Here is a 25,816-nt window from a genome sequence, read left to right on the forward strand (position 1 = left end):
AATCGGTAATTTATGTACTTTTGAAAAGGTTCGTTAAAAGATATCTCAATGATATATTTAAATTTTGCGACACATACTAAATAATTAATTGATGGAAGAATTAGCAAGTAATTTACTTGATGTTATAAAAGATTATAGGAATCATGATGGAATCCAATTAGATACCCAACATATTATCGATTGGGTAAATCAATTTGGTGAAGATGCTGAGTTTATGCTTGAAGAAATTAATCATATTATACCACAGGTCTACATTTCCAAAGAAAAAGCCAAATCATTTATCGATGAACATGTAGATGCTTTAATGAGAGAATTAGGCTATAATAACATTATTGATTTTCTTAGTAATACTGAATTTTTAGATTTGCAAGAGCCTCATAAGAGCCAACCTGCAATACTCGATATATTGGAAACACTATTAGGGGAAAAGTATGGTGAATCTTATCTGAAATACAAAACATATCCCAAAGTTAATTTTGTTTATTTTGATGATATATTAGCTTCTGGTAGTACTATTGGGAATCATTTGACTAAATGGCTGGACGATACAAATGCTGATGGAATCAGAAACGTGGATAATGTTTTGAAAAACAATTACAAGCTATCAGTAAATTTATTTTGTATGCATACTTGGGGACAATCGTTCCAAAAGTTTAGACTGATGAAAACATTTGATGATAGTCTTGGAAAAAAAATAAATTGGTTTTACAATTTAGAGATTCAGAACCATGCGAAATGGAGCAATCAATCATTAAATATTGCTTTTCCAGTCGAAGAACAACCTTCCAATGTCAAGCAGTATTTAGCGGGTTTGGAAGCAGAAAAATACGAAGATTATGCTTATAGAAAGGCGAATACTCCAAGTGTAGAAAAGTTTTTTACATCACCAGAAAATAGAATCAAATACGAAAATATTATTCTTCAAAAAGGGATATTAATAATAAACATGATTCAAAATGAAATAAAACCAAATATAAGACCGTTAGGTTTGATAAACCCGAACTATAAAATATTTGGATTAGGAACACACTTCTTTACTTGGAGGAATATTCCGAACAACAGTCCTTTAGTGTTTTGGTGGGAAGTGGCTGGACATAATTGGAAACCGTTATTTCCTGTTGCAAATAGAGGATAATATGAAAAAATTGCATTACTTTGTATTATGAGAATTAGCGAAAGAACATATAATGTTAATGAGGTAATCGCTTTTAGTAAAACTTCTGGTAAATTTGGAGGTCTTTCCAATATGGCTCCTGGATACTCATTATTTGTTAATGAAACAAACATAGCTAATACTGAGATTCTTTACCAAGCATGTAGATTTCCGTTATTCCCAAGCATTCAGCAAGAGATAATTTCTCAGACCAACCCAATGGAAGCTAAAGAAATTAGTCGAAAGTATAATCAATACACTAGGCAGGATTGGGAAGAGGTGAAGTTCGATATAATGAGCTGGTGCTTACAGATAAAACTCCTTCAAAATTATGATAAGTTTTCTGCATTATTGATAAGCACCTATGCGAAGCCAATAGTAGAGTATTCAACCAAAGACGATGTTTGGGGAGCAATCCCTACTGATTCAAATACCTTAAAGGGTAAAAATGCTTTAGGAAGATTGCTAATGCAAATGCGGGAAGTGTATTTGAAAGGTTTTAAGGATATTGAGTACGTAAAACCATTAAATATCCCTGCTTTTTTATTGTTTGATAATCCGATTGATAAGGCCTATAAACCCGAAATTGTCATACATGACCTCGATGATATTTATGCATACTAAATAAAAACCAAAAGCTCTCAATCGAGAGCTTTTTTATTTTCAAACAGGACAAAAAAAGTTTCGCAGAATTTGTCCCCCATCGACCTCAGTATTTACTGGGGTTTTTCATTTGCCTGAAATAATCATAAAATCTAAATCCTTTATTTATAGGCTTTCCAACACTTTTTTCTTGCATTTTCATGTCCTTTTTTATGATATCCGCAATTTTCAATTTTGAAAAGCTAAAAATTTCATGTCTTAAATTAAAAAATCCGATGAACGTATTTAGCACCATGATTGTGAACTACTGATTTTGCTGGATTCTTTTTGTCCTATTTTTTCACAAGCCCAGTAAATACTTTAGCTCACAAGAAACGAACAATTTGTTTCCAATGATTTGAAATGATATAGGTCAATTTGCAAAAATGTATGTCTCACCAAATCATAAAAAATATGATTCGATTTGTAAACAAATTCAAAAATGAGGATATAACTTAAAAATATATACGATATGATTAAATTAATAATAGTACTTGGCTTTTTTCTTTTAGTGATTATACTTGGCTTCGCTTTTCCTGACAGAGTTGTCATTGTTTTCTTTGCTTTGAGTTTAGTAATAGTCTCTATCTGTAATGCTTTAATAGCATATTTTAACAAAGGCAAAAAATAGCACCTGTTTTCTGTTGAAAAATACTACTTTTGAATCGCTGGTTGGTGGTGGAAAACGGACGTTCTTAGCCCATTGGGGCAGGTTTGCAAAGTCCTATAAGTATAAATACAATGGGAAAGAGCTACAAGACGAGTTGGGGCTTAATGTTTACGATTATGGGGCGATGATGTATGACCCTGCTACAGGACGAAGAAATAATATTGACCCATTAATAGAGAAAATGAGCCGATATAGCCCGTATAGTTATGCGTTTAATAATCCTATGAGGTTTGTAGACCCTGATGGTATGGCTCCTTTTGACTGGATAAAATGGACAAGTAATAATGGTCAAAAATTCATGACTTATGATTCTGGTGTAAAATCAGTATCACAGGCTCAAGAAAAAGGTTATACTAATGTAGAGAAAGTATTTGAAAAAGGTAAAGGAGGTTCAACTACAACAGATGAAACTTTTAGATTTGATAAAGGCGGTCTTTATAGTGTTAATGGTGGACCTATTCAAAACGTTAAAAATGGAGCCTTTATTGCTGAAAATGGAGTAACAATTAATGACAATAAAAGTTATACACAACAGTTTTCAGCAGTTTTTTCTGGTGTTGGGGACTATTCTTCAACTATTGGAGCAACTTTAACAGCAACTGGAATTGGAGCACCACTTGGAGCAGTCTTAAATACACTTGGAACAGTTTCAGGAACAATAGGTACAGCTCTTGACCTTGCAGATGATGCATTTAATTCAGAAACGTTAACAATAGAAAAAACAGCGACTAAAATTACAACAACTGTTCTAGCTCCAATGGGATTTAAGAAGGCAGGCTTTAATGATATTGAGGGACCAATAATGGATATGTTATTAATGGGGGCTGATAAAACGATAGACTATGGAAGGGATAATTTAGTAGAACCATTTAAACCATAATAATTATGAATAATAAGATTACTGTATTTACATTCTTAATAATATGTGTTTGTATATTACTATATATGGTTAAGAAACGTATTGTTTGGGAAGACAAAAAGTCGGTTTATAATAATACATTTTCTTTAAGAGCATTTCTTATGCTGATTTTTATGATTATAATTTTAGTAGCATTACTTTTTAAATAAATTATTATAAGCGATGAAATTTTTTAAAATTCTATATGTGATTCCTACGTTTTTTGGTTTTTCAACATTACAACAAAGTAATTTGGAAGGGCGTTACAAAATTTTTTTTGAGAATGAATATCATTCTCAAAATGGTGTAATCAGTTTTAATATTGATTCTTACAAGAGGACTTTAACTAACAAGAAAAACATTTCAGGAACTATTGAATATAAAAAGAATAAAGTGATTCTCAATGATGAAAATTCTTCTTTACAGATGGAACTTTCTAAAAGTGAGATTGATAAGGATACTATAAGCTTTAGGACTTTAAATAGTAACAAGAAAGTTGAAGAAAGCGATATAATTATGTATGAAGGAATTCTTGTAAAATTGAAATAGTATATCGAAAACCCGATGGCGCGAATTTATTTCATCAGTTCGGCTAAAGCCTCGGGTGTAATCCGTGCTAGTAAAACAGAAGCAAGCTACAACTGTAAAAAGTTGTAGCTTTGTTTTTATGGTAGTTTAAGTAAAAATTTTAATATTTAGAAACGGATTATAAATCCACACCATCAGGGCAGTGCGTTCGACTTTTATTCAGTTTTGTTTAATGTCCATATAATGGCCTTTTCCTTTGTTGCTCTGAATATGGTTGCGTGTTTTTCTTTCGGTTCGTCAGAAAATTTCCATTGTACGTTTGCTCGGTTTTCTATTTTCAAAATATCTGCTAATTCTTTTGTAAATGGCGCGATATCTTCTGCGTTTGAACCTGCAAACCAAAGTCGTTTGTTAGATGATGGAAATTTAGCCAAATGTTCTTTTGCAGTTCTTACTAAGTAATGATTATTCCACCAAAGCGATGGGTCAAAAGCAATGTAATTATCAAACATTTCAGGTGTCAAGAAGAATGTTTCCATAACAAAAAGCCCTGATGCAGATTCGCCAATAATACTTTTTTCATGCGTTGTTCTGTATCGTTTCTCTATTTCAGGGAAAAGCTCGTCTTGAATAAACGCTCTAAACTTTTCTGAACCACCAACAATTGGTGCGATTTTTTTGTCTTTTGCTACTTCTGTAAATCCTGTCAAATCCCTTCTTCGTTGTGTGTTTTCAATCCCTACAAGAATTAAAGGTCTTATTTTATTTTCCTTAATTAACTTTGCCAAAGTATTTGCCATGTGCGGAAAATCTTCTTTTATTCCACCGTCAGCCATATACATTACAGGTAATGAGTCAGATTTTGTTTTATAGTTCATTGGCGTCCAAACATTAATAATTCTCTCTTCTCCAACTTGTTTAGACTGAATTTTAAAAGTTTCGTATTCTGGAATTGGGTCGTTTGGTTGTGATGCGTTAGAGCAACTTACAAATGTTACAAGAATAAAAAGCAAGTTGTAATAAATAAATTTCATCTTTTCTGTTGTTCTTTCTGTTAATATTCTAAGCACTGTTGTTTTAAACTAATGTACAAACTTGTTTGCATTTATAACAAAACTAAATAAAAAACCCTGAAATTTTGTCAGATACATGATTTCAACAAAGCTTAATTAATAAGAGAAATAGCTCAAGAAACGCCCGATAGCGCGGATTTATTTCATCAGTTCGGCTAAAGCCTCGGGTGTAATCCGTGCTAGAAAAGCAGAAGTAAGCTACAACCCAAAAAAGTTGTAGCTTTGTTTTTTAGGGTATAGGGTTTTAGTAAATACTTTATGAAAATTGCACGGATTGTAAATCCGCGCCATTTCGGGGTATTGTGACGGTAATGGAAGAAAACCATTATTACCCGTTTGGTTTAAAACACCGGGCTTATAATATCGAGTCGTATATGTATGCTATGCCGATGGATGGTTCACCCGGATATAACATACCGGAACTGGTTGATGAAACGGTTGATAATCCGAATCCGTATAAATATAAATCCGCGTTAACCCAAGTGATTAAATTAAGAGAAAAACAACAACCTAAACAATAATCATGAAAGAGCTTATATCTTTGTTAAGAATTAAAAACTTAATTCTATTTCTTTGTATTTCCTTGTCTGTACAATCACAAACGAAGCAAAGTGTTTTTGCGTTAGATAGAATGAATTTGGTTTATAGAGGGATTGAAAATCCAATATCAGTTGCAGTGAATAATGCCAAATCTTATCGGTTGTATGGCATAGGAATTGAACAAAAGCAAGATGGAACTTATGTTTTGCGTCCAGGTATTGGGTTAGAAACGAAAATTTTTGTTGAAATTATTCAACAAAACAACTCTGTAATAACGGAAGAACACCTTGTTAGAATAAAAAAATTACCAAAACCAATAGGTAGTTTAAATGAAGAATTTTCTACAAAAGGTTTTTTAGAATTTACTAAAGATGATTTAAGAAATGCTATTATAAAAATAAAGTTTATTGATTTTAATTTTGGTATTGACTTTAAAGTAGATTCTTTTATTATTAAATACAAAAAACAAGAGATAAAAGTTGAAGGGAATAAAATAGATGAAAATGCTTTTCAATTCATATCAAAATTAAAGAAAGGCTCCGAATTTATCATTGATGATATTAGTTATCCTGCAACAGAACCTCTTAAAATAAAACCGATTAGGGTTTGGATAAAATAAGGTAACAAATAGGAAAAGATATAAATTTCCCGATAGCGCGGATTTATTTCATCAGTTCGGCTAAAGCCTCGGGTGTAATCCGTGCTAGTAAAGCAGAAGCAAGCTACAACCCAAAAAAGTTGTGGCTTTGTTTTTTAGGGTATAGGGTTTTAGTAAATACTTTATGAAAATTGCACGGATTGCAAATCCGCGCCATCGGGCTTAGCGCGTCAATAAATAGAAACTACAGATCTAAAAGGTTGTAGTTTTATTTTTGTCAATGCCTTTATATTTAGATGCGGATTGTAAATCCACGCTATTAGTCACGGTGATTTTTTTGCTCATAATATTCCATCCAATTGCGGATTCTTCCCACATACATTTTAAGATAGTTTTCAGTAAAAAATATATTCGACCAATCAAATCGTTGGGCTTGTACACCAAGATAAAATACAAAAATAGACGCTCCGGCTTCCGGAATTAATCCAATTTCTTCTTCGGATAAATGCCTTATTTTTTGGTAGCCATTTAGAAAGCTTTTTGCTTTTAATTCATATTCATTTTTATCCGATTCTATAAAAAATAACTGCTTACAAAAATAGCCAACATCTAAAATTAATAACCCATTTCCGCAATTATCAAAATCAAAAATAGTGATCTCATTTTCGTTATTGACGCTCAGATTATCATACCAAATATCCAAATGAACGATCCCTGTTTTATTTTCGGATAAATTACGGCCTTTAATTCTCGTTGCTATTGTACTACCAATCTCTTTTAAAAATTTCATTTCATTTAAATCTTCATCAAAAAATGGCTTTAAATGAGTATAGGGTTCATTCAAAAGTATTTCCGAATCATAATTTACCCGATCAATTTTTTTGCTTTCGGTTACGTTATGAATTTGAGCCATCAGCGAACCAATGGAAAAGCAGGTTTCGTTGGACATAAACCGCATTTTTTCACCTTTAGCAAATGAAAAAAGTACGCCATATCGAATTCCTTCGGGAGCATTAATTTCCTGAATAAAGGTTCCATGGTGATCTGAAATGGGATAGGAAACAGAAAGCGCATTTTCTCTGAGTAAATTCAGAAGCGCTAATTCTTGCTCAATTTCTGTTTTTGTTCGCCATTTATGACAATACACTCTAAAAACAAATTTTGTTTCATGATCCGAAATAAAGTAAGTATGATTTACGCCGGTTCTAAATAATTTACAATTAAGATTTTCGGATAGCGGGTATTTTTCTTTTATAAAATTCCCTAATGCTGTTTCTGATAATGTTGAGGCTGTTACTGGAAAAGTTGTCATATCGTTCGGTTTTTTATAAAGGTGGCTAATGGTTTAGGGTGAATTAATAAACAGGTATCGCTATACCATAAAATGAGAAACCTACTCCCGTTAGGAATAGGTTTTAAGGATAAAAACTACTGATGTTATCGGTAATTGTTATTTTTTGTATTCTTTTACGACTTGATTGATTTTACCAAATATTGAATTGCCGTTTCGGTCTTTCATTTCAATTTCAATTCTGTCTCCAAAACGCATAAACGGAGTGGACGCTTTTCCGTCTTTTATGATTTCTAAACATCTAACTTCAGCCAAACAGCTGGAACCATTCAGACTTCCCTGGTTTGCGACTGTTCCGGAGCCGATAACAGTTCCGGCCATTAAAGAACGCGTTTTAGAAGCATGTGCGATTAGCTGACCAAAGTCAAATGTCATATCGATTCCGGCATTAGGAGAACCGATACATTTGCCATTTAAAGTTGAATATAAGGGTAAATGGAGCTTTCCGTTTGTCCAGTCACCATCCAGTTCATCTGGAGTAACAACGACCGGTGCAAATGATGTCCAGGGTTTGGATTGATAAAATCCAAATTGTTTGGATAATTCATTAGGAATCAGATTTCTTAGCGAAACATCATTGATAATTGTGATTAGTTTAATGTGATGTAATGCGTCTTCCGGATTAGTTCCGGCTGGAACATCATCAGTAATAACGGCTACTTCCGATTCGAAATCAATACCCCATTCTTCGTTTTCAATCATTATGTCGTCAGTAGCCCCAATAAATGCGTCAGAAGCGCCCATATACATTAACGGATCTGTCCAAAAAGATTCCGGTAATTCCGAATTTCGGGCCTTACGTACCAGTTCTACATGGGTCACATAAGCACTTCCGTCGGCCCAATGGTATGCTCTCGGAATTGGTGCTAAAACGCGGGCAGAAGAAAAATCAAATGTATCAGGGATCTTGTCTGCGTTTAAGTTTTCATAAACATGTTGTAATTTAGCCTCAGTTTCTTTCCAATTATCGATTGCAAATTGCATGGTTGCTGCAATTTCAGGCACTTTTACTGCTTTGGTTAATTCTTTATTTACGACTACTAATTGTCCATCTCTGGTTTTGTTGTCAATTGAAGCTAATTTCATGTACTATTTGTGTTATTCGTTTTTTATAATTGTAGTTAAAATATTATAAGAACAACAAATTTAGACAAAAACATTGAAACGAACCCAAAGGTGATGGCTAGCATCACTGATCTCTTATTTTGTGTTAACAGAAACAAACCTTCGGAACCACAATCCGACGCCCGGAATTACTTTAAACCAAAAAGAGCATACAAAACAAATTGTACGCTCTTTAAAGACCAAAATAATCAGAAGGATAAACCATCAATTATTCAGATGCTGTAAAGATACGATAAGATAAAACCAAAAACACTGATTTACTGCTTTTTATGATAAATTTATGAGAAACGTAGTAGTTTCAGATCGCGCGGATTTATAATCTGTGCTGATAAAACGAATCCTAAATGTTTTACACCTGACAGTTTTTTAAAACCTGTCAGGTGTTTTTATACAGTTTTCTTGATCAAATATTACTTATTCTCGGCTGCATACTCGATCATACCCGATAGCACGGATTTATTTTATTATTTCGGCTAAAGCCTCGGGTGCAATCCGTGTTAATAAACCAGATGATTATAATTCCGGTCACACTATGATTGTAAGGATGCTAAATAATCAGCAATAATGTCTTTTTGGGTTAAATCAATAATTCGTTTTTTATACCAGTCGACTAAAACCAGTTGCAGCTCTACACCAATAGCATACAGAAAATCGATCATCCCGGAATTGTTGGGCGTCGTTGCTATTTCGGCATCAAACGAATCGAACCATAAATAGGTTATCGTAGTCGTTTCGGCATATAAAAAAATAGCAAAATTGTGATACATAAAACAATGCGCATTTTGAATAGTATTGCGATACGATTTAAACGTACTGTTTTTTACAAAATCAGGCTCGGCATAGGGTATAAAACCGTAGTTGATCAATTTTGTAGTCATATCAGATACGGTAATCGCTAAATCAGATGTAGGAACAGGACGGTTACCGCCAATAGGCCGCGTAGTAAAATATTGTTCGCTTTCCGGAACCATTTCCCAGGAATTGCGTTCGTCGTCTTCCAGTTCCGTCAATAGCGTAAAAGCCTCGTTTATAAAATGCACATTATTGATCGGAGTAAACTCATAACATAAAAAAGAATCCTCGTAAAAGTAGGGCTCCATAGGCGTCATTTTAGCGATAGTTAACAAAGCTATCAAAAGTAAGTGATCAAAAGATAAAAATTCTTTGTTGTTATATTTTACACCTGACAGGTTTCCAAAACCTGTCAGGTGTTTATTCAAAAGTTAGCGGGATCAAATATTATTGATCCTCGGCTACATATTCGAGTATATCTCCGGGCTGACAATCTAAGGCTTTACAAACGGCTTCCAGTGTCGAAAATCGGATCGCTTTTGCCTTTCCTGTTTTTAAAATGGAAAGATTCGAAAGGGTCAGGTCGACTTTTTCGGAAAGCTCATTCAGCGACATCTTTCGCCTGGCCATCATAACGTCTAAGTTTACTATTATCGGCATATATTATATCGTTAAATCGTTTTCATTCTGAATTTCGATACCGCGTTTTACGATTTGAGCAATTACAAACAGGGTCACGGCCATAAAAAGCCATACGTCGGCACCATCCATATTTAAGAGGCGCAAGTTAGGCGTTTCGGCGCCTTTTTGGGTAAGCCATTCAGAATAATGTAAACCGTAATACGAAAACAAACCGATTCCCAAAGCCAGATATGCGATGTTCTGAATAAATTGGTGTAACGCGCTACTAAAAGGATTGGCAATGTTTAATTTTTTAGCGACAAACAGTTTTACGATCAGATAAAACAATATCGCTTTTAACACGGCTATGATCGTCATAATAATGGCAATGACAGCGAAATGACCTCGATCTGATTGAAAAAGACCAGATAGATAATCGGCGCCTTCCCAAAAATTATGTACACCATCGGGGTTGATAAAAAGTGAAATAATAGTGTTTACAACAATGGCACCTGCTTCAACACATAAGCCGATAAAAATGATCCAGGAAAATACTTGAAGTACTTTCAAAATCTGGTTGGAGGTGATTTTAATTTCCATAAGAGGATGATGATTTAAAATTTACAGAGCAAATATCAGTAAAAATTTATTGAAAAACAATAAAAATAAATTGAAATACAAAATATTTAGAAGTTGAGGTTTAAAATAGAGTGTTCTTATTTCCGGTTTTCCGTAAGGAAATCGCGGTTTGCAGACTGTTATTTGCCGGTAATTACAAACCATAAATAAATTAATCATGGAAAACATTCAAGCGATTAAGCCCGGACCAAAAAGACAAACGGACAAAGGGAAAGACGACAAACGGCAACGGGTAACACCCGATAACAAGCCAAAACATCCAACTTTAAAACCGCATAAGCATAAACCTAATGACTAGCGGTAGGGAGAAAAAGAACGGAGTCTGATAAAGACTCCGTTTTTAATTATTGATCAAAGCTATATAGAAAGGGCGCTTGTCGTATAAAGCGAGGTTGTTCCATTTCCTGTAGTACAAAATCGGCCAGGTCGGTAGCACTGATAAAATCACCGGGACAATCGGTCAGGGAAGTATGATACGGAAACGATTCGTCAGTTTGTCGGATTAAAGGCAACCGAATCATCGTCCAGTCCAAATCACTTTGTGTGAGTAGTTCGTATTCCTTTTGTTTGTCATATGTGGTTTCCGGGAAATGATCATACATCCATTGAGTGGCCATTTGTACTGTATCACTTTTAACATCGGCTGGCGTATTTACATTTAGTCCGGTAGTCACAATATAACGTGACAATTTATAGTGGTGCATGGCTTTTATAATATGACCGGTTGCAGTACTAAAAATCGTAGGTTCGCCTTTGGGCTGTCCAAGTGTGCTCACCACCCTATCACAGTCCTGTAACAAAAGCAATACCGATTCAAAATTGCGGACATCGCCTTTTACAATTTCAAGCAAAGGATTTTGAGTATCATAATTTTCGGGATTCCGAAGTAGTAATCTAATGGAAAAACCTTTTTTAAGCAGTTGTTGTACAAGGTATTTTCCGGATTTTCCAGTGCCGCCAATTACGGCAATTTTTATAGTTTTCATTGCGATTATTTTATAAAATTAGAGAATAAAATACCGGGACTCCATTGGGAGTCCGGATGTTCAGGAAGCATTCCTAAACCGGGATTGTTATTTTATAAAACAATTCGAATACAGCTAAGATACAAAAAAGGAAGTATAAAAGCGGCTAATTTTTAAACTCGGAACCGATACTGTTGCTAAGATCATAAAGCAACCACTGTTTTTCCAGTACGGCATTTTTTTCATTTTTCAGCAACCGGATAAAATCCGAAACACCAACCGGTTCATTACCATTACCATGAATCAGCACAATACTTCCGGAAGTCGCTAATTGTCCTTTTGCAAGCCAAGCATCACTACCAATTGGAATCAGTCCGTAATCCGTTACAAGACCAACGACTTTGTTATCCGATACCAATCCGGGAAACCGGAAAAATACCGATGGGATAAGTCCTTGTTCGAGCATGACAACCTCGTTTTGTAGTATTTCGAAATTAATATCGGTACCGGGTTTGAGTAGGAAATTCTCCTGTAAGGGGAATTTAGGGTCATAAAAATGACTATACGTATGGTTGACCCAGGTAATACGGATCGCATTATTCTTTTCGAGTTGTTGTAACCATCCGATATCGTCACGATGGTTTTCCAGAAAATGTCCGGATAGGGAAAGTGCTACCGGAACCGGTTTTTCTATGGTACCAAATGCAGCCATAAGATCGGTAAAAATGTTCCGGTCTAATGGTTTGTGCGACGGACAAAGGTCGATGGTTAGTGTAATTCCTTTTTCTTTCGGATAACCGTGAATAATCCCTGCATCCTGTAACGAAAAAGATTGTGAAGAGGCATATTGCAAGGCTTTTAAATAGGGCGTGTCCTTAAATTGTTTTTTCAGTGTTTCCCAGGAAGCAGTTTGAACCTGTAATGCGGTAGCGGGTACAATCCGGGGTTCGAGTGTCGTACAATTTACGGTTAGATATTGCAATTGTCCGTTTTGTTGAAAACGTCTTAAAACGATCAGATCTTCCCGGTTGAATTGTCCGTAGCCAGTGTAACGTGTATATTGGCGAACATCAGATTGTGCATTCGCCGAGGAAACGAACAGGTACAACAAAATTTGGAATAAGTGTTTTAAGGGCATCGCAGACTATTTTAAACAGTATTGAAAGTACTAAATTCGGACGAATTTCAGCTATAAATAGTAAAATCAGAGCATTTAGTACAACCAAAAAACCGTTTTGTAATACAAAAAATCCCTTAAATAAGGGATTTTACAAATAATAAGGATGATATTAAGCCACAGTAATGGCAAATTCTTCCTGCGGTAAACGCACTTTTTTAAAAGTCGCAAAAGTATCATTTTCGGCATCGCGGTAACCTAAAGCCAGTACCACAACACTTTTTAATCCTTTTTCCTGTAAACCCAAAAGGCGATCGAATTTTTCCGGATCGAAACCTTCCATAGGTGTGGAATCGACACGTAAATCGGCAGCAGCAATCATTGCGGTTCCAAGACCGATATAGGCTTGTCGGGCGGCCCATTGGAAATTGTGTTCGTCGCCGCGTGACAAGATACCGTTTACCAATGCATTTTTAAAATCGGCTAGATTTTCAACCGGAATTGCGCGTACGGTCGCAATATGGTTCATATAGTCTTCAATTTGTTCAAGAGTGACTTTTTCAAATGCGGCAAAAACCAATAGATGAGAGGAATTAGCAATTTGCGTATTAAAAGAACCTTCGCCCAATTCTTTTTTAAGTTCCGGGTTTTCGACTACAATCAGGCGATACGGCTGTAATCCGGTTGAAGAAGCCGATAAATTGGTCGCATTAATAATCTGGTCGATAGTATCGGGATTTACTTTTTTGGTGTTGAATTTTTTAGTCGCATAACGCCAGTTAAGGCTTTCGATTAATTCCATGATAGTACAATTTAATGATTCTGAGGACAAAGTTCGAAATAAGTTGTTTACTTTTGTCACTAACAAACAAAAAGTAATAGTAACATAGAGGTAACAAGCTGGATATGGAAACACCGATTCACTCACAAATGGCCTGTAATAAGGCAATAATGGCGGTACACGATGCAATGTATGTTTTGGGCGGTAAATGGAAGATTTCGATTATTGCATCGTTGCTATTCGGAAAAAAACGCTATTCCGATATTTTAAAGGATGTCGATGGAATTTCCGGAAAAATGCTTAGCCGGGAACTTAAGGAAATGGAAATAAATCAATTGATCAAACGCACGGTGATCACGACACAACCGGTTAGTGTGATGTACGAACTCACGCCTTATGGCGAAACGGTACAACCGGTAATTACGATTCTGGCACAATGGGGGATTGCACACCGGGATCTGGTTACCAAAGGAACTGCCAGCGTAGAATTGTAATAAAACTTGTGATACGTTTTAAAAAATAGTAACTTGAAATGGTATTAAACCAAAACAAGAAACGATGGCCTGGAATCCCGAAATATACGATCAATTTAAGAAAGTCCGTTACCAACCATTTTTTGACCTGGCGGCTTTTATTCAACCGAAAGAAAACCTTAGAGCGATCGATTTAGGTTGCGGAACCGGAGAACAAACCGCGATTTTATCCCAACAGTTTCCCGGAAGTCATTTTACCGGGATCGATGCTTCGGCCGAAATGCTGGAAAAATCAAAAGTGTTTGTAAACGAGAACCTGCATTTTAAACAGGCTACAACCGAATCGGTTATCAATTCCGGTCAAAAATGGGATCTGATTTTTAGTAATGCCGCGTTACAATGGTCGCCGGATCACGAAGTGTTGTTTCCTAAACTCATTTCTTGTGTTCAGTCCGGTGGACAATTGGCGATACAAATGCCGGTGCAAACGGAGAATATCGTAAACCGGATTTTATTCGATCTGGTTCAGGAAAAGCCCTTTTCAGACTATTTAAAAGGATACAAACGCGACTCACCGGTATTGTCTTTGGATCGTTATGCGCAGATTTTATTCGACAACGGCATCCGCGACATGCAATTGCTACAAAAAGTGTATCCGATCATCGCAGAAGATCATAAAACCTTGTTTGAATTTATTTCCGGAACAGCCTTATTGCCTTATACAGAACGGATGGATGACAAACAGCAGTTGCATTTTAAACGCGTGTTTTTGGAACGAATCGCTGCACATTTCCCAAAACTACCGGCATTATATGCTTTTAAACGAATATTGTTATACGGTGTAAAGCTGGTTTAAGAAGAAAGAATAAAGAGCGCGATCGTGTGGAATAGGATTTACAGTTTTATATAAAATTTAGTTAACGACGTATTCCGATATCCGATTTTATATAATTTTCAACTTATATTTATTGATCAAATAAAAAGTAAGTATGGCCGCCATTAAAACCAAACAGACAGACGCGAATGTTCATGAGTTTATCGACAGCTTTGCCGCTACCGAACAAAAAAAGCAAGATAGTTATGCTTTAGTGAAAATCATGCAGGATTTTACCGGTTTTGAACCCAAAATGTGGGGACCATCAATTATCGGTTTCGGGCGCTATCATTATAAATCAGAGCGAAGCCGTCAGGAAGCCGACTGGCCTTTGGTTGGATTTTCACCGCGAAAAACGGCCATTTCATTATACATTCATATGGGGAACGAAGAACAGCACCCATTGTTGGAAAAGCTCGGAAAATGCAAGATAAGCAAAGGTTGTATTTATATCAAAAAGCTGGCGGATATCGACATCGAAGTGGTTAAGGAAATAATGGGAAATACGATACAGCAATTGCACAAAAAGTACGGTAAGTTGTAAAAGGGATTCCTGCATTGTATAGAAAATAAAAGCCATTTTTGAAACCTTTACACTGGTCCGGGAACAGTTGAAGGATGTTATTCAATTAGAGAAACACCATCGGATAGTTATCGTTTTCATCCGTTTTACAAGTTTTCGGTTTTTAAAAAAAGTAATCTTGTTATTCCAAACCTTATAAGCAAACCAAAAATATGACAAAACCAAACTTTCTTCAAACAATAACGATACTATTGTTATCGGTTACAACCTTTTCACAAACAACAGACAATCCGGAACTTCAAAAAATGGCTGATGATGATCAAAATGCCAGAAAGCAACCGAATATTGATTGGACGATTTTAAATAAAGAAGACAAAGCAAGACGCGAACGAACCGCACAATTGTTTAAAGAAGACCGGATAAAAACCGCGAAAGACTATCTCAATGCGGGGATTGTATTTCAGCACGGCAGTGATTCGATCGATTCGGCTATGGCGGTCAAAAGTTTTGAAAAAGCCATACAATTGGACGAAACACTGAATAAATGGTGGTATGCGGCGGCGGTCGACCGGGATTTAATGCGAAGAGGAAAACCACAGCTTTATGGAACACAATTCGTTAAAAACAGAACTAACGGACGGTGGGAACGTTATAAAATTGATCCGACCCAGATAACGGACGAACAGCGAAAATACTATAACGTAGAAACGCTTGCCGAACAGGAAGCGAAAGAACGGGCGATGAATTTAAAATCGGTTTCGGCCTATTATAACGAACAAAAAGCGATTGATCCGATCATTAAATTACTCAAATCGGAAGTTGCCAAAGGGAAACAATCGGAATACGATGTTAGTGAGGAAAGGATCAATAGTTTCGGATATGAATTGTTGGAATTGGGAAAAACGAACGAAGCCCTGAAAATTTTAAAACTAAACACCGAATTGTATCCAAAAGGTTTTAATACGTTCGATAGCTATGGCGAAATATTACTGCAAACCGGAGCGACAAAAAAGGCGCTTCAGGCTTATCAAAAATCATTAAAATTAAACCCGGATAATGATAATGCGAAAAAGATACTGGAAGCACATAACATCCGAATGAAATAAACACACCATCTGAAAAATATAGTCAAACTCCGATAGTACTCTACTTTCGGAGTTTTTTTATTCCATTAAAAAATCAAAAATCAGGATTGATTTGTTTTTAATATATTGATTTTTAATACTTTTTTTAATCTAATATATTTTTTAACTATATACTTTGTAATACTATGTATTTTGTTTTTATATTTGTCTCATGAACGAAGACTTTACAACCAAATGGATCTCGCAACTCAAAAAAGGCACCTTGTCATTTTTAGTGCTTAGTATTCTAAAAGATGGAAAAGAATACTACGGGTATGATTTAATCAATGAGATTAAAAAACGAACGCAAATCGACATCGCGGAAGGGACGCTTTACCCGTTGATGAACCGATTAAAAAAAGAAGAACTGGTAGCCTCAAAATGGGTGGAACAGGAATCGGGTATTCCAAGGAAATATTACACCATTAGTACTTTGGGATTACACACTGTAAACGAAATGAAAACCTATTGGGACAGTCTCAATACAACGATAAATGCAATATGAAATTTAAAGAAATAGCTTTCCGGGAACCGAATTCGAAACGAATTTACCGGGATTATATCATGCGGATTCAACAGGCGATTAAAACACTGAATGCAGCCAATCAACAGGAAATTTTACTGGAAATCAACAGTCATATTTATGAAAGTCTGATGTCGAATCCGGATTCCGGAAAAGAAGAAGTAGCCCATTTACTGGACATTCTGGAAAAACTAGGACAACCGGAAGTCTTTTTAAAACCATTGGTAGCCGAAAAAAAACTGGATGAGGCGACCCGTACGTTTAATCCGATTCAGGTGATCAAAGCTCTGGTATTAAACATCGGAAACGGAATTTCCTATATCATTTTTACGGTTTTATACCTGCTTTTGTTTGGTTTTTTATTCCTGATCGGTGCCAAACTGTTTGATCCGGAAAACGTAGGTTTCTTCTACCGTGCAAATGACATTTGTATTTTGGGCTACTACCGAAGCTATGGTGTGACGCATTTGGAATATGAAAAGTTAGGCAATTGGTTTATTCCATTGATGCTGGTTTTGACAGTGCTTTTCTATTTTATGATCACCCTGTTACTCCGATTAAAAAGAACCTTAAAATCCTAAAAAAAATAGCTATGAAAAAAGAAATTAAGGTCGGTTTACTCAGTCTTTTTGTTACCGCATTTGGATGGGCGCAAAAAATCGACACACAAAAACTGGATTTGTATTTTAAGACGCTGGAAGCCAATAATAAATTTATGGGAAGCCTGGCGATCTCTCAAAACGGTCAGCCAATTTATGCCAAATCGGTTGGATATGCCGATGTGGAGCACAACCGCAAGGCAAACGAAAATACAAAATACCGTATCGGATCGATCTCGAAAACCTTTACGTCGGTTTTGATTTTTAAAGCTATCGAAAACAAAAAGTTACATCTGAATCAAACCATTGAGAAATTTTTCCCAACGATAGCCAATGCAAATAAAATTACGATCAGTCAACTGTTAAACCACCATAGCGGAATTCATGATTTTACCAGAGATGATGATTATGAAGATTGGAATACCAAACCGATGACAGCCCGTGAAATGGTTGCCCTTATCGCCAAAGGAGGAAGTGATTTCGAACCGGGAAGTAAAGGGAAATATTGCAATTCCAATTATGTATTGTTGACGTATATTTTGGAAAAAACCTTTAAAAAAACGTATTCGGAATTGGTACAAACCCATATTGTGAAACCATTGGGCTTAAAAAATACCTTTTTTGGAGGAAAGATCAATACTGAAAATAACGAATCCAGATCGTATAGATTTTCCGAAATCTGGAAAGCCGAACCGGAAACGGATATGTCCATTCCGATGGGTGCGGGTGGAATGGTATCGACTCCGGGGGATTTAGTAGTGTTTAGCGAAGGCCTTTTTAAAGGGAAATTACTTAAAAGGGAAAGTCTGGACGCAATGAAAACAATTGAAGGCAATTATGGACGTGGACTTTTTAAAATGCCGTTTGATGATAAAATCGGCTATGGTCATGCCGGAAATATCGATGGCTTTAACGGTACTTTTACTTATTTTGGCGATGGCGATATCTCTTTTGCGATGACATCAAACGGGTCAAATTACAGTGGAAATGCGATTGCATTAACGATTTTAAGTGCGATTTTCAACCAGCCGTATGATATTCCGGAATTTAAAACCTATACGGTAAGCCCGGAAGCTTTAGAGCAATATCTGGGAACCTATTCGTCGGCCGAAATTCCGGTAAAAATGACCATTACCAAAGAAAATGGTACGTTACAATTGCTAACACCCGGTCAGCCGGCAATTGCGTTAGAAGCTTCTGCAAAAGACCAGTTCCGGTTCGATAAAGCTGGATTAATGCTGGAGTTTAATCCAACGGAAAAAAGTATGGTCTTAAAACAAAAAGGAGGCAATTTTACGTTTAAAAAAGAAGAATAATCGGTTTTTATACAACAAGAAAAGGGCTGTCTTAAGGAATAAGACAGCCCTTTTTTAAGTTTATTAAAGATACTTTTTCAGGATTATAAATGTCAATTAGAGACAATTCAAGTCAATAAAAATCAATATTTAATAAGGTAAACTTAAAAAAGATATATTCGTTTTATCGGAAGGGAATTTTGATTTTCCGGAAGTCAAGTCATTTTACTATCAAAATATAATCCATTCAACGATTGACTCTTTTTTAAATATGAAAGCCTACTATCTGCCATTGGTCTTGTTAAGCCTGTTTTTAGGTGATTCTTGTAATTCCGGAAAAGAAAATAAAGATACGGATGACGGTCTTACGTTTAGTACCGATTTTGAATCGGGAAGTATTGGAACGATTTCAAAGCTAAAGGATAATCTTTGGTCATTAAGTCTTAAAGATGACAATAACGACACTTCCTTACCGGATTCATTCCGGACATGGTTCAACGTAAAGGTTAGCGGAATCGGAGCAAATGGTGTCCAGTTGCAATTTACCAGACTCGGATTTCCGTATTATTTTGTACCGGTATATTCGTTAAATGGAACAGACTGGAAACATTTTCCGGAAGCTTCTGTAAAGCAAATTAACAATACAACAATAGAAGTTGCTGTTCCAGGGGATCACAGTACAGTATGGATCGCACGGACATTTCCGTATACGACAAAAGACTATCTGGAGTATCGGAATACGATTGTATCAAATCCTTTTATATCCATACGATCACTGGGGAAATCACCGGATAAATCCTTTCCGATCGACCTGATTACAATAGAAGATAAGACCAAACATTCGGCTAAAAAGCATGTTTGGATTCATGCGCGTACTCATTCCGCTGAAGTTGGGAGTTCCTATCTGCTAGAAGGGTTAATAAATACAGTAGTATCGGATGATGCAATTGGGGAAGCGTTACGAACAAACTATATTTTTAAAATTGTCCCGATGCACAATGCTGATGGGATACTGTTGGGAAATTACCGAACCAATGCATCCAGCATTAATCTGGAAAATCAATGGGAATTTGAAAAAACCGCGAATCCTTTATTTTTAAAGGATGTGGCTCCGATAGAAAACCGTTTTTTAAACCGGGGTGCTATGGCTCCATTGCTTATTGATAAAAAAGATCCGGTAGTTTTGGCGTTAAATCTGCATTCATCCAATAGCAAACCCGAAACACATGCTTTTTTCTTTCCGCATTTCGGGTCGGGAAGCGGCTATACTCAAGAGGAACAGCAATTATGGGGCAATCAGATTGCTTTTATACAATCGGTAGCCGAACATTATGAAGGGCGAATAGAACCACCACCTTTGGAAGGCGGTAAAGGATTCCTGAATTCGTATTTTCCGGAAACCTGGTTTTGGTACAATCGGAAAGAAAAAGTTACAGCAATTACTCTGGAAACAACCTATAGTAAAGCCGGTTTTGACCATTGGGTGACACCAAAGGAATGGCGGGAGTTGGGCGTTGCCGTTGCAAAAGCAATCGGTGATATGAAGAAAGCCCGACTACAAAAAGTCGGTGACCGATCGGCGTTCCGATTAAAACAAAGTACAATGACAATGGAAGAATTAGAACAATTACATTTGAATCATTAGTAAGCATTTGAAAAATTAAGAATACTAAAATAGTTGTTTTTTAAGTTAAACTATTTGATCTTTATATGGTTGTGTAATGGATGGAACGATACAAAAAAATGCACTTATTTTAATAATGCTGTTGGTGTTATTCCAAACTGCTTTTTAAAAGCGAAGGAAAAATGAGATAAATCTTCGAAACCAAGGTCAAGATAGACTTCGCTGGGTTTTTTATGTTGTTGTTCGATCAGGTAATAGGCTTCGGTTAAACGCCGTTGTTGCAACCAGTTTCGCGGGGAGGTCTGAAAAATTTTTTGAAAATCCCTTTTAAAAGTAGCCAGACTTCTGCCGGTGAGATAAGCAAACCGTTCGATCTTAACATTAAAATGGTAATTTTTGTGCATAAATGTTTCCAGATCGATTTTATGTGGTTCCGTGAAATCAAATAAGGTGTCTTTTAATCGCGGATTATAGGCTAGTAATAAGGTAAGCGCCTCTTTTTGTTTAAGGGTTATAAAAGCCGGAGCCTTATCTTCCAAAAGATCCTGATACTGTAACAGGGATTCCATAAAATAATGGAGATGCCCGGAATCAGAAAGCAGAATATAAGCAGTGTCGTGACGTTTGGGATCAATTGTGATTTTATTTTCGATACTGAAATTGTTTAGTAATTCTTCTTCAAAAAGAATCGAAATTGACTTAAATTCCTCATTTTCCAAAGGTTTTTTAATAAACTTCAGCAATTGTTTTTTACGCGCAAAGTAAAGATCTCCTTTTCGGAAAATATGTCGGTTTGTACCATCGTTCAGTTCCATTTCTCCGGAAATAACCATAGACAAACTATGGGAGTGAACAAACTGTTCGCCTTCCCGGAATGCCGCAGCATGACAGGAATAGCGGATATTATCGGAAGTTGTTGCCATAAAAAATCGAAATAAAAACCTTGTCAGTTGTTACGCTGACAAGGATATAAATGTACTGTTTTTTTGAAAAATCAGATTAGTATTGCCTTTGGTTCCAGATATTCGTCCAATCCGAATGAACCGTATTCGCGACCTAATCCGGATTGTTTAAACCCGCCAAACGGCGCTAAAGGATCATGTTTCAAACCATTGATGTTAATCCGCCCGGCTTCAAGCTGTGTGGCCATTTTCAGAGCACGGTTTTCGTCGGCGGTACTGATATAGGCAGCAAGTCCGTAGGTTGTATCGTTGGCAATTGCGATAGCATCCTCGTCATCCTCATACGGAATAATGGAAAGTACCGGCCCAAAAATTTCCTCCCGGGCGATACGCATATCATTATGGACATTAGTGAAAATAGTAGCTTTTACAAAGTTTCCGTTTTCCAGTCCTTCGGGATTTCCCAATCCTCCGGCGAGTAAAGAAGCACCTTCTTCGATTCCGGTTTGGATATAATGTTGTACACGTTCAAATTGTTTTTCCGACACCATAGGCCCGACGTGAGTCGTTTCATTTTCGGGATTTCCCACTTGTACTGTTGCTACAGCTGCTTTGGCAATACGATTAACCGCTTCCAGTTTTGTTTTGGGAACCAGTAAACGAGTAGGAGCAACACAGGCCTGCCCGCTATTCATATAGGCTCCGAAAACCGCCTGAGGAATTACCTGTTCCAGATCGGCATCGTCCAGAATGATATTGGGTGATTTTCCGCCCAGTTCCAGAGTAACTCTTTTTACCGTATCAACAGCCCCTTTGGCAATTAATTTTCCGGTAAGCGTGGAACCGGTAAATGAAATTTTAGCAATATCCGGATGACTGGTAATCGCAGCACCGACCACATTTCCGAGGCCGTTAACCATGTTATAGACACCTTTAGGCAATCCGGCTTCATGGATACATTCGGTTAATAATTGTGTTTGCAAAGCACTCATTTCACTTGGTTTTACAACCACGGTACAACCGGCAGCAATAGCTGTGGCGAGTTTATTACAGATAAAACTATTGCTCGCATTCCACGGTGTAATAATTCCAACCACACCGACCGGAGTCATTTGTACCTGAGTTTTCCCTGCTATACGGTTAAAATCATACCCGCGTAGCACCTCGATCATGTTCGAAAAAGAACTGATGGCATAATGGATACTTGTGGTACAAAACTGGCGCGTTCCACCATATTCGAGTATCATAACTTCGATAAGCTCTTTTTCCCGTTTATGAACGGCAGCTTTTAGTCGTTCCAACAACTCGATACGGGTTTCGATACTGCTTTTTGAAAAGGATTTAAAAGCTTCTTTTGCTGTAGCAATGGCTTCCTGAGTATCGGTTTCATCGCCTAATACCACTTCACCGATTTTTTGACGGTTAGTAGGGTTGATCAAATCAAAAACCATTGTTCCTTTTGGGCTTATAAAAGCACCGTTTGTGTAAACTTTGTCTATTCGTTTCATTGTATTTCAATTTTTATATAGCAAAGTTCCCATAAAAAAGAGGTTGGTATTTTGTTGAGAAGCTCAAATTTACTTTGTTGTATGGCTCATGTGGTTTTGTTTATTTGAGCAAAGCAGTTGGCGCTATTCCAAATTGTTTTTTAAAGGCAAAAGAGAAATGCGAAAGATCTTCAAAACCAACTTCAAGATAAATTTCAATTGGTTTTTTCCTTTTTTCGGTTAGTTGATAATAGGCCAACTCCAGTCTTTTTTTTGTCAACCATTTTTGTGGTGTAGTGTTAAACAGTCTTTTAAAATCCCGATTAAAAGTGGAAAGACTGCGACCGGTAAGGTAGCCCAGTTTTTCCAGGGGCATATTAAACATAAAATGGCGTTCCATAAAATGAATCAGATCCACTTTACCCGGTTCATCGAAATTAGCCAGAATCGTATCAATGTTGGGATCAATTTCTCTTAAAATACTGATAGCTTCGGTGATTTTTAGGGAAGCGATATGCTCCGGAAAATTACCTTCTAATTCAAAATAAGGGATCAGAGACGATAGGCAACTTTCTAATAAGGGATGCGTATTAAAATGATATATTTTATGTTCGGAAAACAATTTTTTGGGGATATCTATTTTTTCATAGAACTTTTTTAGTCGTTCTATAGTCAAATGCATTACTACCGTTTTGTGCGGCTGACCATTTTTAGGATAATTGATTATGGTAGCCAATTGATTTCTGGGAATCAGAAAAATATCTCCGGTTTTAAAAAAGTAAGTACTATCGGCCTGAATGATTTTTGTTTCCCCGGAAATAAACCAGATTAACATATGCTCGTCAAACATAATATCCGATTTGAATAATTTATCATCATAACTGGAGAGTTTGATGTCCGGTGTGATGTATTTCGCCTGATATTCCATAAGATATTGAGTTAATAGAATCCTGATTCATACAAAAGTACGAGGTATCGAATGAATAACTTTGTTTAAAATGTCAAAATTTTAAAGCATAGAAAAAGTTATACCCGTTAGCTGTTCGCTTAAATCCCATAGTTTTTTCGCATTTGATTCGTCTAAAGAATACAATTCTACGCCATAGGATCCGACACTGGCTTCGTTGGCCAATGGAGCGACATCGGCGTCTTCACAATACACACCGCCAATCGTATCCAATAACGGACTTGTGGCACACCATACCGTTGTCGCCGCGCCTTGCGGAATGGTTTTTAATCGTGCGGCTACTTCCGGTAGCATGGCACCGTTTTCGTCCAGGAATCCCATTTTTTGAAATAATTCCAATGAAGCTTCCCGACCTAATTCCGTACCGCCAATGGAACCGGGATGCAACGAATAGGCTCGTATATTAAATGCTTTGGCGCGGTTGTCGAGTTCCATCGCAAATAAGTTACTGGCCGTTTTCGATTGTCCGTAGGCCTGTAAGGTTTCGTATTCCCGGTGAAGGAAATTCGGATCTTCAAAATTAAATGGCGCCATTTGATGACCTAAGGAAGACACATTGATTACGCGTGCACCGTTGGCTTTTTTTAAGGCCGGAAATAACATAGCGGTTAGCTGAAACTGACCCAGATAGTTTGTAGCCAATTGCGATTCGAATCCGCGGCTATCTCTACGCAAAGGCACCCACATAATTCCGGCGTTGTTGATCAGAACATGCAAAGGTCTGTTGGAGGTCAGAAATTTTTCGGCGAAAGCAGCAACCGAATCCGGATTCATAATATCCATTACTTCCAACTCGACATTGTTGATACCGTCAAGATTTTTCGTTGCTTTTTCGATATCCCTTGCCGCGACAATTACCGTTGCGCCTGCATTGGCAAGTGTTTTAGTGGTTTCGAGTCCGATACCGGTATTACCACCGGTAACAATTATGTTTTTTCCACGAAGGTCAATTCCTGCGATTACCTCATTTGTCGTTGTTGTTGTGTTAAATCCGGAACCCAGTGGCTGTTGTAACGCGCCCTGATAATTGTGTTGTCTCATCTTTTTTAGTATTAAAAGTTATAAGACAAAAGTATCGGGTTATGAATACCATCATTTTGTTTAAAAAGTCAAATTACTTTGTTAAAAATGTCAGCGGGCGTTTCCATAATTTTTTAGTCCTATATTTTACAACTATTCTACACCTGACAGGTTTTCAAAACCTGTCAGGTGTTTTTGATTAAAAAAATAGATATATTTATAATAGTCTAAAAAGCAATACGGTATGGCAATAGAAATGGAAATAATGCTGCGTTTTTTTATAGCTGTTATTTGGGGCGCTATTATTGGAGCCGAACGCGAATACAGAGGGAAAGCAGCTGGGTTCCGAACTACAATACTGATTTCAATAGGAGCCTGTTTTTTTACCGTTATGTCCATTTGGATAGGAGGCGAAGGTAATCCGGATCGGATTGCCTCCAATATCGTAACCGGATTGGGATTTTTGTGTGCCGGTGTTATTTTTAGAGCCGACAATCATATAAATGGTATTACAACTGCGGCTACGATATGGGCGGTAGCAGCCATCAGTATGGGAATAGGAGCAGGACATTATCTGATTTCGGCTTGTGGCGGCGGATTAATATTATTGGTACTCACTACGTTGACCTATCTGCAAAATAAAATCGACCGTCTCAATCAATATCGGACACTTCATATCACATTCGATAAAAAAGAGGATGGTTTTACCCGATGTACCGAACTCTTTGTCAAGTATGGCGCCAAATCAAGGTTGATCACACAACAAAAAGAACTGGACACGATTACGTTGAGTTGGGAGATCCACGCCAGTGAAAAACAATTGGAATCGCTGAGTAAAGCCCTTTTACTGGAATCCTTTTTTTCTAAAATAGAATTGTAAAAGAAATCGATAGTAAGGAGTTATACCTTGTT

General features: G+C 36.7%; 29 protein-coding genes. 16 read left to right on the forward strand and 13 right to left on the reverse strand.

Annotated elements, in window-relative coordinates; all coding sequences use genetic code 11:
* Positions 1 to 91 precede the first annotated feature (91 nt).
* The 4 genes from E6C50_RS08225 (at position 92) to E6C50_RS08240 (ending at position 3,912) form a co-directional block, all read left to right on the forward strand.
* Positions 92 to 1,135 carry a phosphoribosyltransferase-like protein gene (locus E6C50_RS08225; RefSeq protein WP_136402721.1) on the forward strand — a complete coding sequence of 348 codons (1,044 nt, stop codon included), beginning with the start codon at positions 92 to 94 and terminating at the stop codon, positions 1,133 to 1,135.
* A gap of 27 nt (positions 1,136 to 1,162) precedes the next feature.
* On the forward strand, positions 1,163 to 1,777 hold the full coding sequence (locus tag E6C50_RS08230) for an NADAR family protein (RefSeq protein WP_136402722.1): 615 nt from the start codon (positions 1,163 to 1,165) through the stop codon (positions 1,775 to 1,777).
* A gap of 662 nt (positions 1,778 to 2,439) precedes the next feature.
* A complete protein-coding gene (locus E6C50_RS08235) occupies positions 2,440 to 3,345 on the forward strand; it encodes an RHS repeat protein (RefSeq protein ID WP_230978978.1) in 906 nt (301 codons plus the stop codon).
* A 225-nt stretch (positions 3,346 to 3,570) separates the two neighbouring features.
* Entirely contained in the window at positions 3,571 to 3,912 is a 342-nt protein-coding gene (locus E6C50_RS08240; protein ID WP_136402724.1) for a hypothetical protein, read from the forward strand.
* Positions 3,913 to 4,106: 194 nt separating this feature from the next.
* Here the strand turns inward: E6C50_RS08240 and E6C50_RS08245 are convergent, their stop codons facing one another.
* Entirely contained in the window at positions 4,107 to 4,925 is an 819-nt protein-coding gene (locus tag E6C50_RS08245; protein WP_136402725.1) for an alpha/beta hydrolase, read from the reverse strand.
* Between the two features lie 350 nt (positions 4,926 to 5,275).
* On the opposite strand from E6C50_RS08245, the gene E6C50_RS08250 reads away from it, so the two are divergent.
* Positions 5,276 to 5,485, forward strand: coding sequence for a hypothetical protein (locus tag E6C50_RS08250; RefSeq protein WP_136402726.1), 210 nt, complete (start codon positions 5,276 to 5,278; stop codon positions 5,483 to 5,485).
* 2 nt (positions 5,486 to 5,487) lie between these two features.
* Entirely contained in the window at positions 5,488 to 6,123 is a 636-nt protein-coding gene (locus E6C50_RS08255) for a GldM family protein (RefSeq protein ID WP_136402727.1), read from the forward strand.
* A gap of 298 nt (positions 6,124 to 6,421) precedes the next feature.
* Here E6C50_RS08255 and E6C50_RS08260 read toward each other — a convergent pair whose 3' ends face one another.
* From E6C50_RS08260 to E6C50_RS08280, 5 genes are all read right to left on the reverse strand, one after another.
* A complete protein-coding gene (locus tag E6C50_RS08260) occupies positions 6,422 to 7,414 on the reverse strand; it encodes a phosphotransferase (RefSeq protein ID WP_136402728.1) in 993 nt (330 codons plus the stop codon).
* 138 nt (positions 7,415 to 7,552) lie between these two features.
* The gene (locus tag E6C50_RS08265; protein ID WP_136402729.1) at positions 7,553 to 8,539 is read right to left on the reverse strand and encodes a fumarylacetoacetate hydrolase family protein; all 987 of its coding nucleotides are present in this window, start codon (positions 8,537 to 8,539) and stop codon (positions 7,553 to 7,555) included.
* Between the two features lie 569 nt (positions 8,540 to 9,108).
* On the reverse strand, positions 9,109 to 9,678 hold the full coding sequence (locus tag E6C50_RS08270; protein WP_136402730.1) for a hypothetical protein: 570 nt from the start codon (positions 9,676 to 9,678) through the stop codon (positions 9,109 to 9,111).
* A 139-nt stretch (positions 9,679 to 9,817) separates the two neighbouring features.
* A complete protein-coding gene (locus E6C50_RS08275; RefSeq protein WP_136402731.1) occupies positions 9,818 to 10,030 on the reverse strand; it encodes a helix-turn-helix domain-containing protein in 213 nt (70 codons plus the stop codon).
* Between the two features lie 3 nt (positions 10,031 to 10,033).
* Positions 10,034 to 10,591 carry a DUF2975 domain-containing protein gene (locus E6C50_RS08280; RefSeq protein WP_136402732.1) on the reverse strand — a complete coding sequence of 186 codons (558 nt, stop codon included), beginning with the start codon at positions 10,589 to 10,591 and terminating at the stop codon, positions 10,034 to 10,036.
* Between the two features lie 196 nt (positions 10,592 to 10,787).
* On the opposite strand from E6C50_RS08280, the gene E6C50_RS17620 reads away from it, so the two are divergent.
* Positions 10,788 to 10,928 carry a hypothetical protein gene (locus E6C50_RS17620; RefSeq protein ID WP_168732772.1) on the forward strand — a complete coding sequence of 47 codons (141 nt, stop codon included), beginning with the start codon at positions 10,788 to 10,790 and terminating at the stop codon, positions 10,926 to 10,928.
* A gap of 46 nt (positions 10,929 to 10,974) precedes the next feature.
* Here the strand turns inward: E6C50_RS17620 and E6C50_RS08285 are convergent, their stop codons facing one another.
* The 3 genes from E6C50_RS08285 to E6C50_RS08295 all read right to left on the reverse strand — a co-directional run bounded on the left by E6C50_RS08285 (position 10,975) and on the right by E6C50_RS08295 (position 13,514).
* Positions 10,975 to 11,616 carry an NAD(P)-dependent oxidoreductase gene (locus E6C50_RS08285; protein WP_136402733.1) on the reverse strand — a complete coding sequence of 214 codons (642 nt, stop codon included), beginning with the start codon at positions 11,614 to 11,616 and terminating at the stop codon, positions 10,975 to 10,977.
* A 145-nt stretch (positions 11,617 to 11,761) separates the two neighbouring features.
* The gene (locus tag E6C50_RS08290; protein ID WP_136402734.1) at positions 11,762 to 12,733 is read right to left on the reverse strand and encodes a polysaccharide deacetylase family protein; all 972 of its coding nucleotides are present in this window, start codon (positions 12,731 to 12,733) and stop codon (positions 11,762 to 11,764) included.
* Between the two features lie 151 nt (positions 12,734 to 12,884).
* Complete coding sequence (locus E6C50_RS08295; protein ID WP_211089524.1) at positions 12,885 to 13,514, reverse strand: NAD(P)H-dependent oxidoreductase; 630 nt, start codon at positions 13,512 to 13,514, stop codon at positions 12,885 to 12,887.
* A 104-nt stretch (positions 13,515 to 13,618) separates the two neighbouring features.
* On the opposite strand from E6C50_RS08295, the gene E6C50_RS08300 reads away from it, so the two are divergent.
* The 8 genes from E6C50_RS08300 (at position 13,619) to E6C50_RS08335 (ending at position 20,549) form a co-directional block, all read left to right on the forward strand.
* A complete protein-coding gene (locus tag E6C50_RS08300) occupies positions 13,619 to 13,987 on the forward strand; it encodes a winged helix-turn-helix transcriptional regulator (RefSeq protein WP_230978979.1) in 369 nt (122 codons plus the stop codon).
* A gap of 64 nt (positions 13,988 to 14,051) precedes the next feature.
* The gene (locus E6C50_RS08305) at positions 14,052 to 14,822 is read left to right on the forward strand and encodes a methyltransferase domain-containing protein (RefSeq protein WP_136402735.1); all 771 of its coding nucleotides are present in this window, start codon (positions 14,052 to 14,054) and stop codon (positions 14,820 to 14,822) included.
* A 133-nt stretch (positions 14,823 to 14,955) separates the two neighbouring features.
* Positions 14,956 to 15,384 (forward strand): DUF1801 domain-containing protein, encoded by a 429-nt coding sequence (locus tag E6C50_RS08310; RefSeq protein ID WP_136402736.1) that lies wholly within the window; start codon positions 14,956 to 14,958, stop codon positions 15,382 to 15,384.
* 191 nt (positions 15,385 to 15,575) lie between these two features.
* Complete coding sequence (locus E6C50_RS08315; RefSeq protein WP_136402737.1) at positions 15,576 to 16,469, forward strand: tetratricopeptide repeat protein; 894 nt, start codon at positions 15,576 to 15,578, stop codon at positions 16,467 to 16,469.
* Positions 16,470 to 16,659: 190 nt separating this feature from the next.
* Positions 16,660 to 16,992 carry a PadR family transcriptional regulator gene (locus E6C50_RS08320; protein ID WP_136402738.1) on the forward strand — a complete coding sequence of 111 codons (333 nt, stop codon included), beginning with the start codon at positions 16,660 to 16,662 and terminating at the stop codon, positions 16,990 to 16,992.
* On the forward strand, positions 16,989 to 17,591 hold the full coding sequence (locus E6C50_RS08325) for a hypothetical protein (RefSeq protein ID WP_136402739.1): 603 nt from the start codon (positions 16,989 to 16,991) through the stop codon (positions 17,589 to 17,591). Before E6C50_RS08320 ends, E6C50_RS08325 begins: the two co-directional genes overlap by 4 nt.
* Before the next feature lie 11 nt (positions 17,592 to 17,602).
* Positions 17,603 to 18,925 (forward strand): serine hydrolase domain-containing protein, encoded by a 1,323-nt coding sequence (locus E6C50_RS08330; protein ID WP_136402740.1) that lies wholly within the window; start codon positions 17,603 to 17,605, stop codon positions 18,923 to 18,925.
* 250 nt (positions 18,926 to 19,175) lie between these two features.
* On the forward strand, positions 19,176 to 20,549 hold the full coding sequence (locus E6C50_RS08335; protein WP_136402741.1) for a M14-type cytosolic carboxypeptidase: 1,374 nt from the start codon (positions 19,176 to 19,178) through the stop codon (positions 20,547 to 20,549).
* A gap of 104 nt (positions 20,550 to 20,653) precedes the next feature.
* On the opposite strand, the gene E6C50_RS08340 is transcribed toward E6C50_RS08335, so the two are convergent.
* The 4 genes from E6C50_RS08340 to E6C50_RS08355 form a co-directional block, all read right to left on the reverse strand.
* On the reverse strand, positions 20,654 to 21,451 hold the full coding sequence (locus tag E6C50_RS08340; RefSeq protein ID WP_136402742.1) for a helix-turn-helix domain-containing protein: 798 nt from the start codon (positions 21,449 to 21,451) through the stop codon (positions 20,654 to 20,656).
* A 71-nt stretch (positions 21,452 to 21,522) separates the two neighbouring features.
* Complete coding sequence (locus E6C50_RS08345) at positions 21,523 to 22,938, reverse strand: aldehyde dehydrogenase family protein (protein ID WP_136402743.1); 1,416 nt, start codon at positions 22,936 to 22,938, stop codon at positions 21,523 to 21,525.
* Positions 22,939 to 23,038: 100 nt separating this feature from the next.
* A complete protein-coding gene (locus E6C50_RS08350; RefSeq protein ID WP_136402744.1) occupies positions 23,039 to 23,845 on the reverse strand; it encodes a helix-turn-helix domain-containing protein in 807 nt (268 codons plus the stop codon).
* 81 nt (positions 23,846 to 23,926) lie between these two features.
* On the reverse strand, positions 23,927 to 24,925 hold the full coding sequence (locus E6C50_RS08355) for an SDR family NAD(P)-dependent oxidoreductase (RefSeq protein ID WP_136402745.1): 999 nt from the start codon (positions 24,923 to 24,925) through the stop codon (positions 23,927 to 23,929).
* Between the two features lie 223 nt (positions 24,926 to 25,148).
* On the opposite strand from E6C50_RS08355, the gene E6C50_RS08360 reads away from it, so the two are divergent.
* A complete protein-coding gene (locus tag E6C50_RS08360) occupies positions 25,149 to 25,784 on the forward strand; it encodes an MgtC/SapB family protein (RefSeq protein ID WP_136402746.1) in 636 nt (211 codons plus the stop codon).
* Positions 25,785 to 25,816 lie beyond the last annotated feature (32 nt).

Origin of the sequence: Flavobacterium supellecticarium (genome assembly GCF_004801375.1) — a bacterium.
GTDB classification, from domain to species: domain Bacteria; phylum Bacteroidota; class Bacteroidia; order Flavobacteriales; family Flavobacteriaceae; genus Flavobacterium; species Flavobacterium supellecticarium.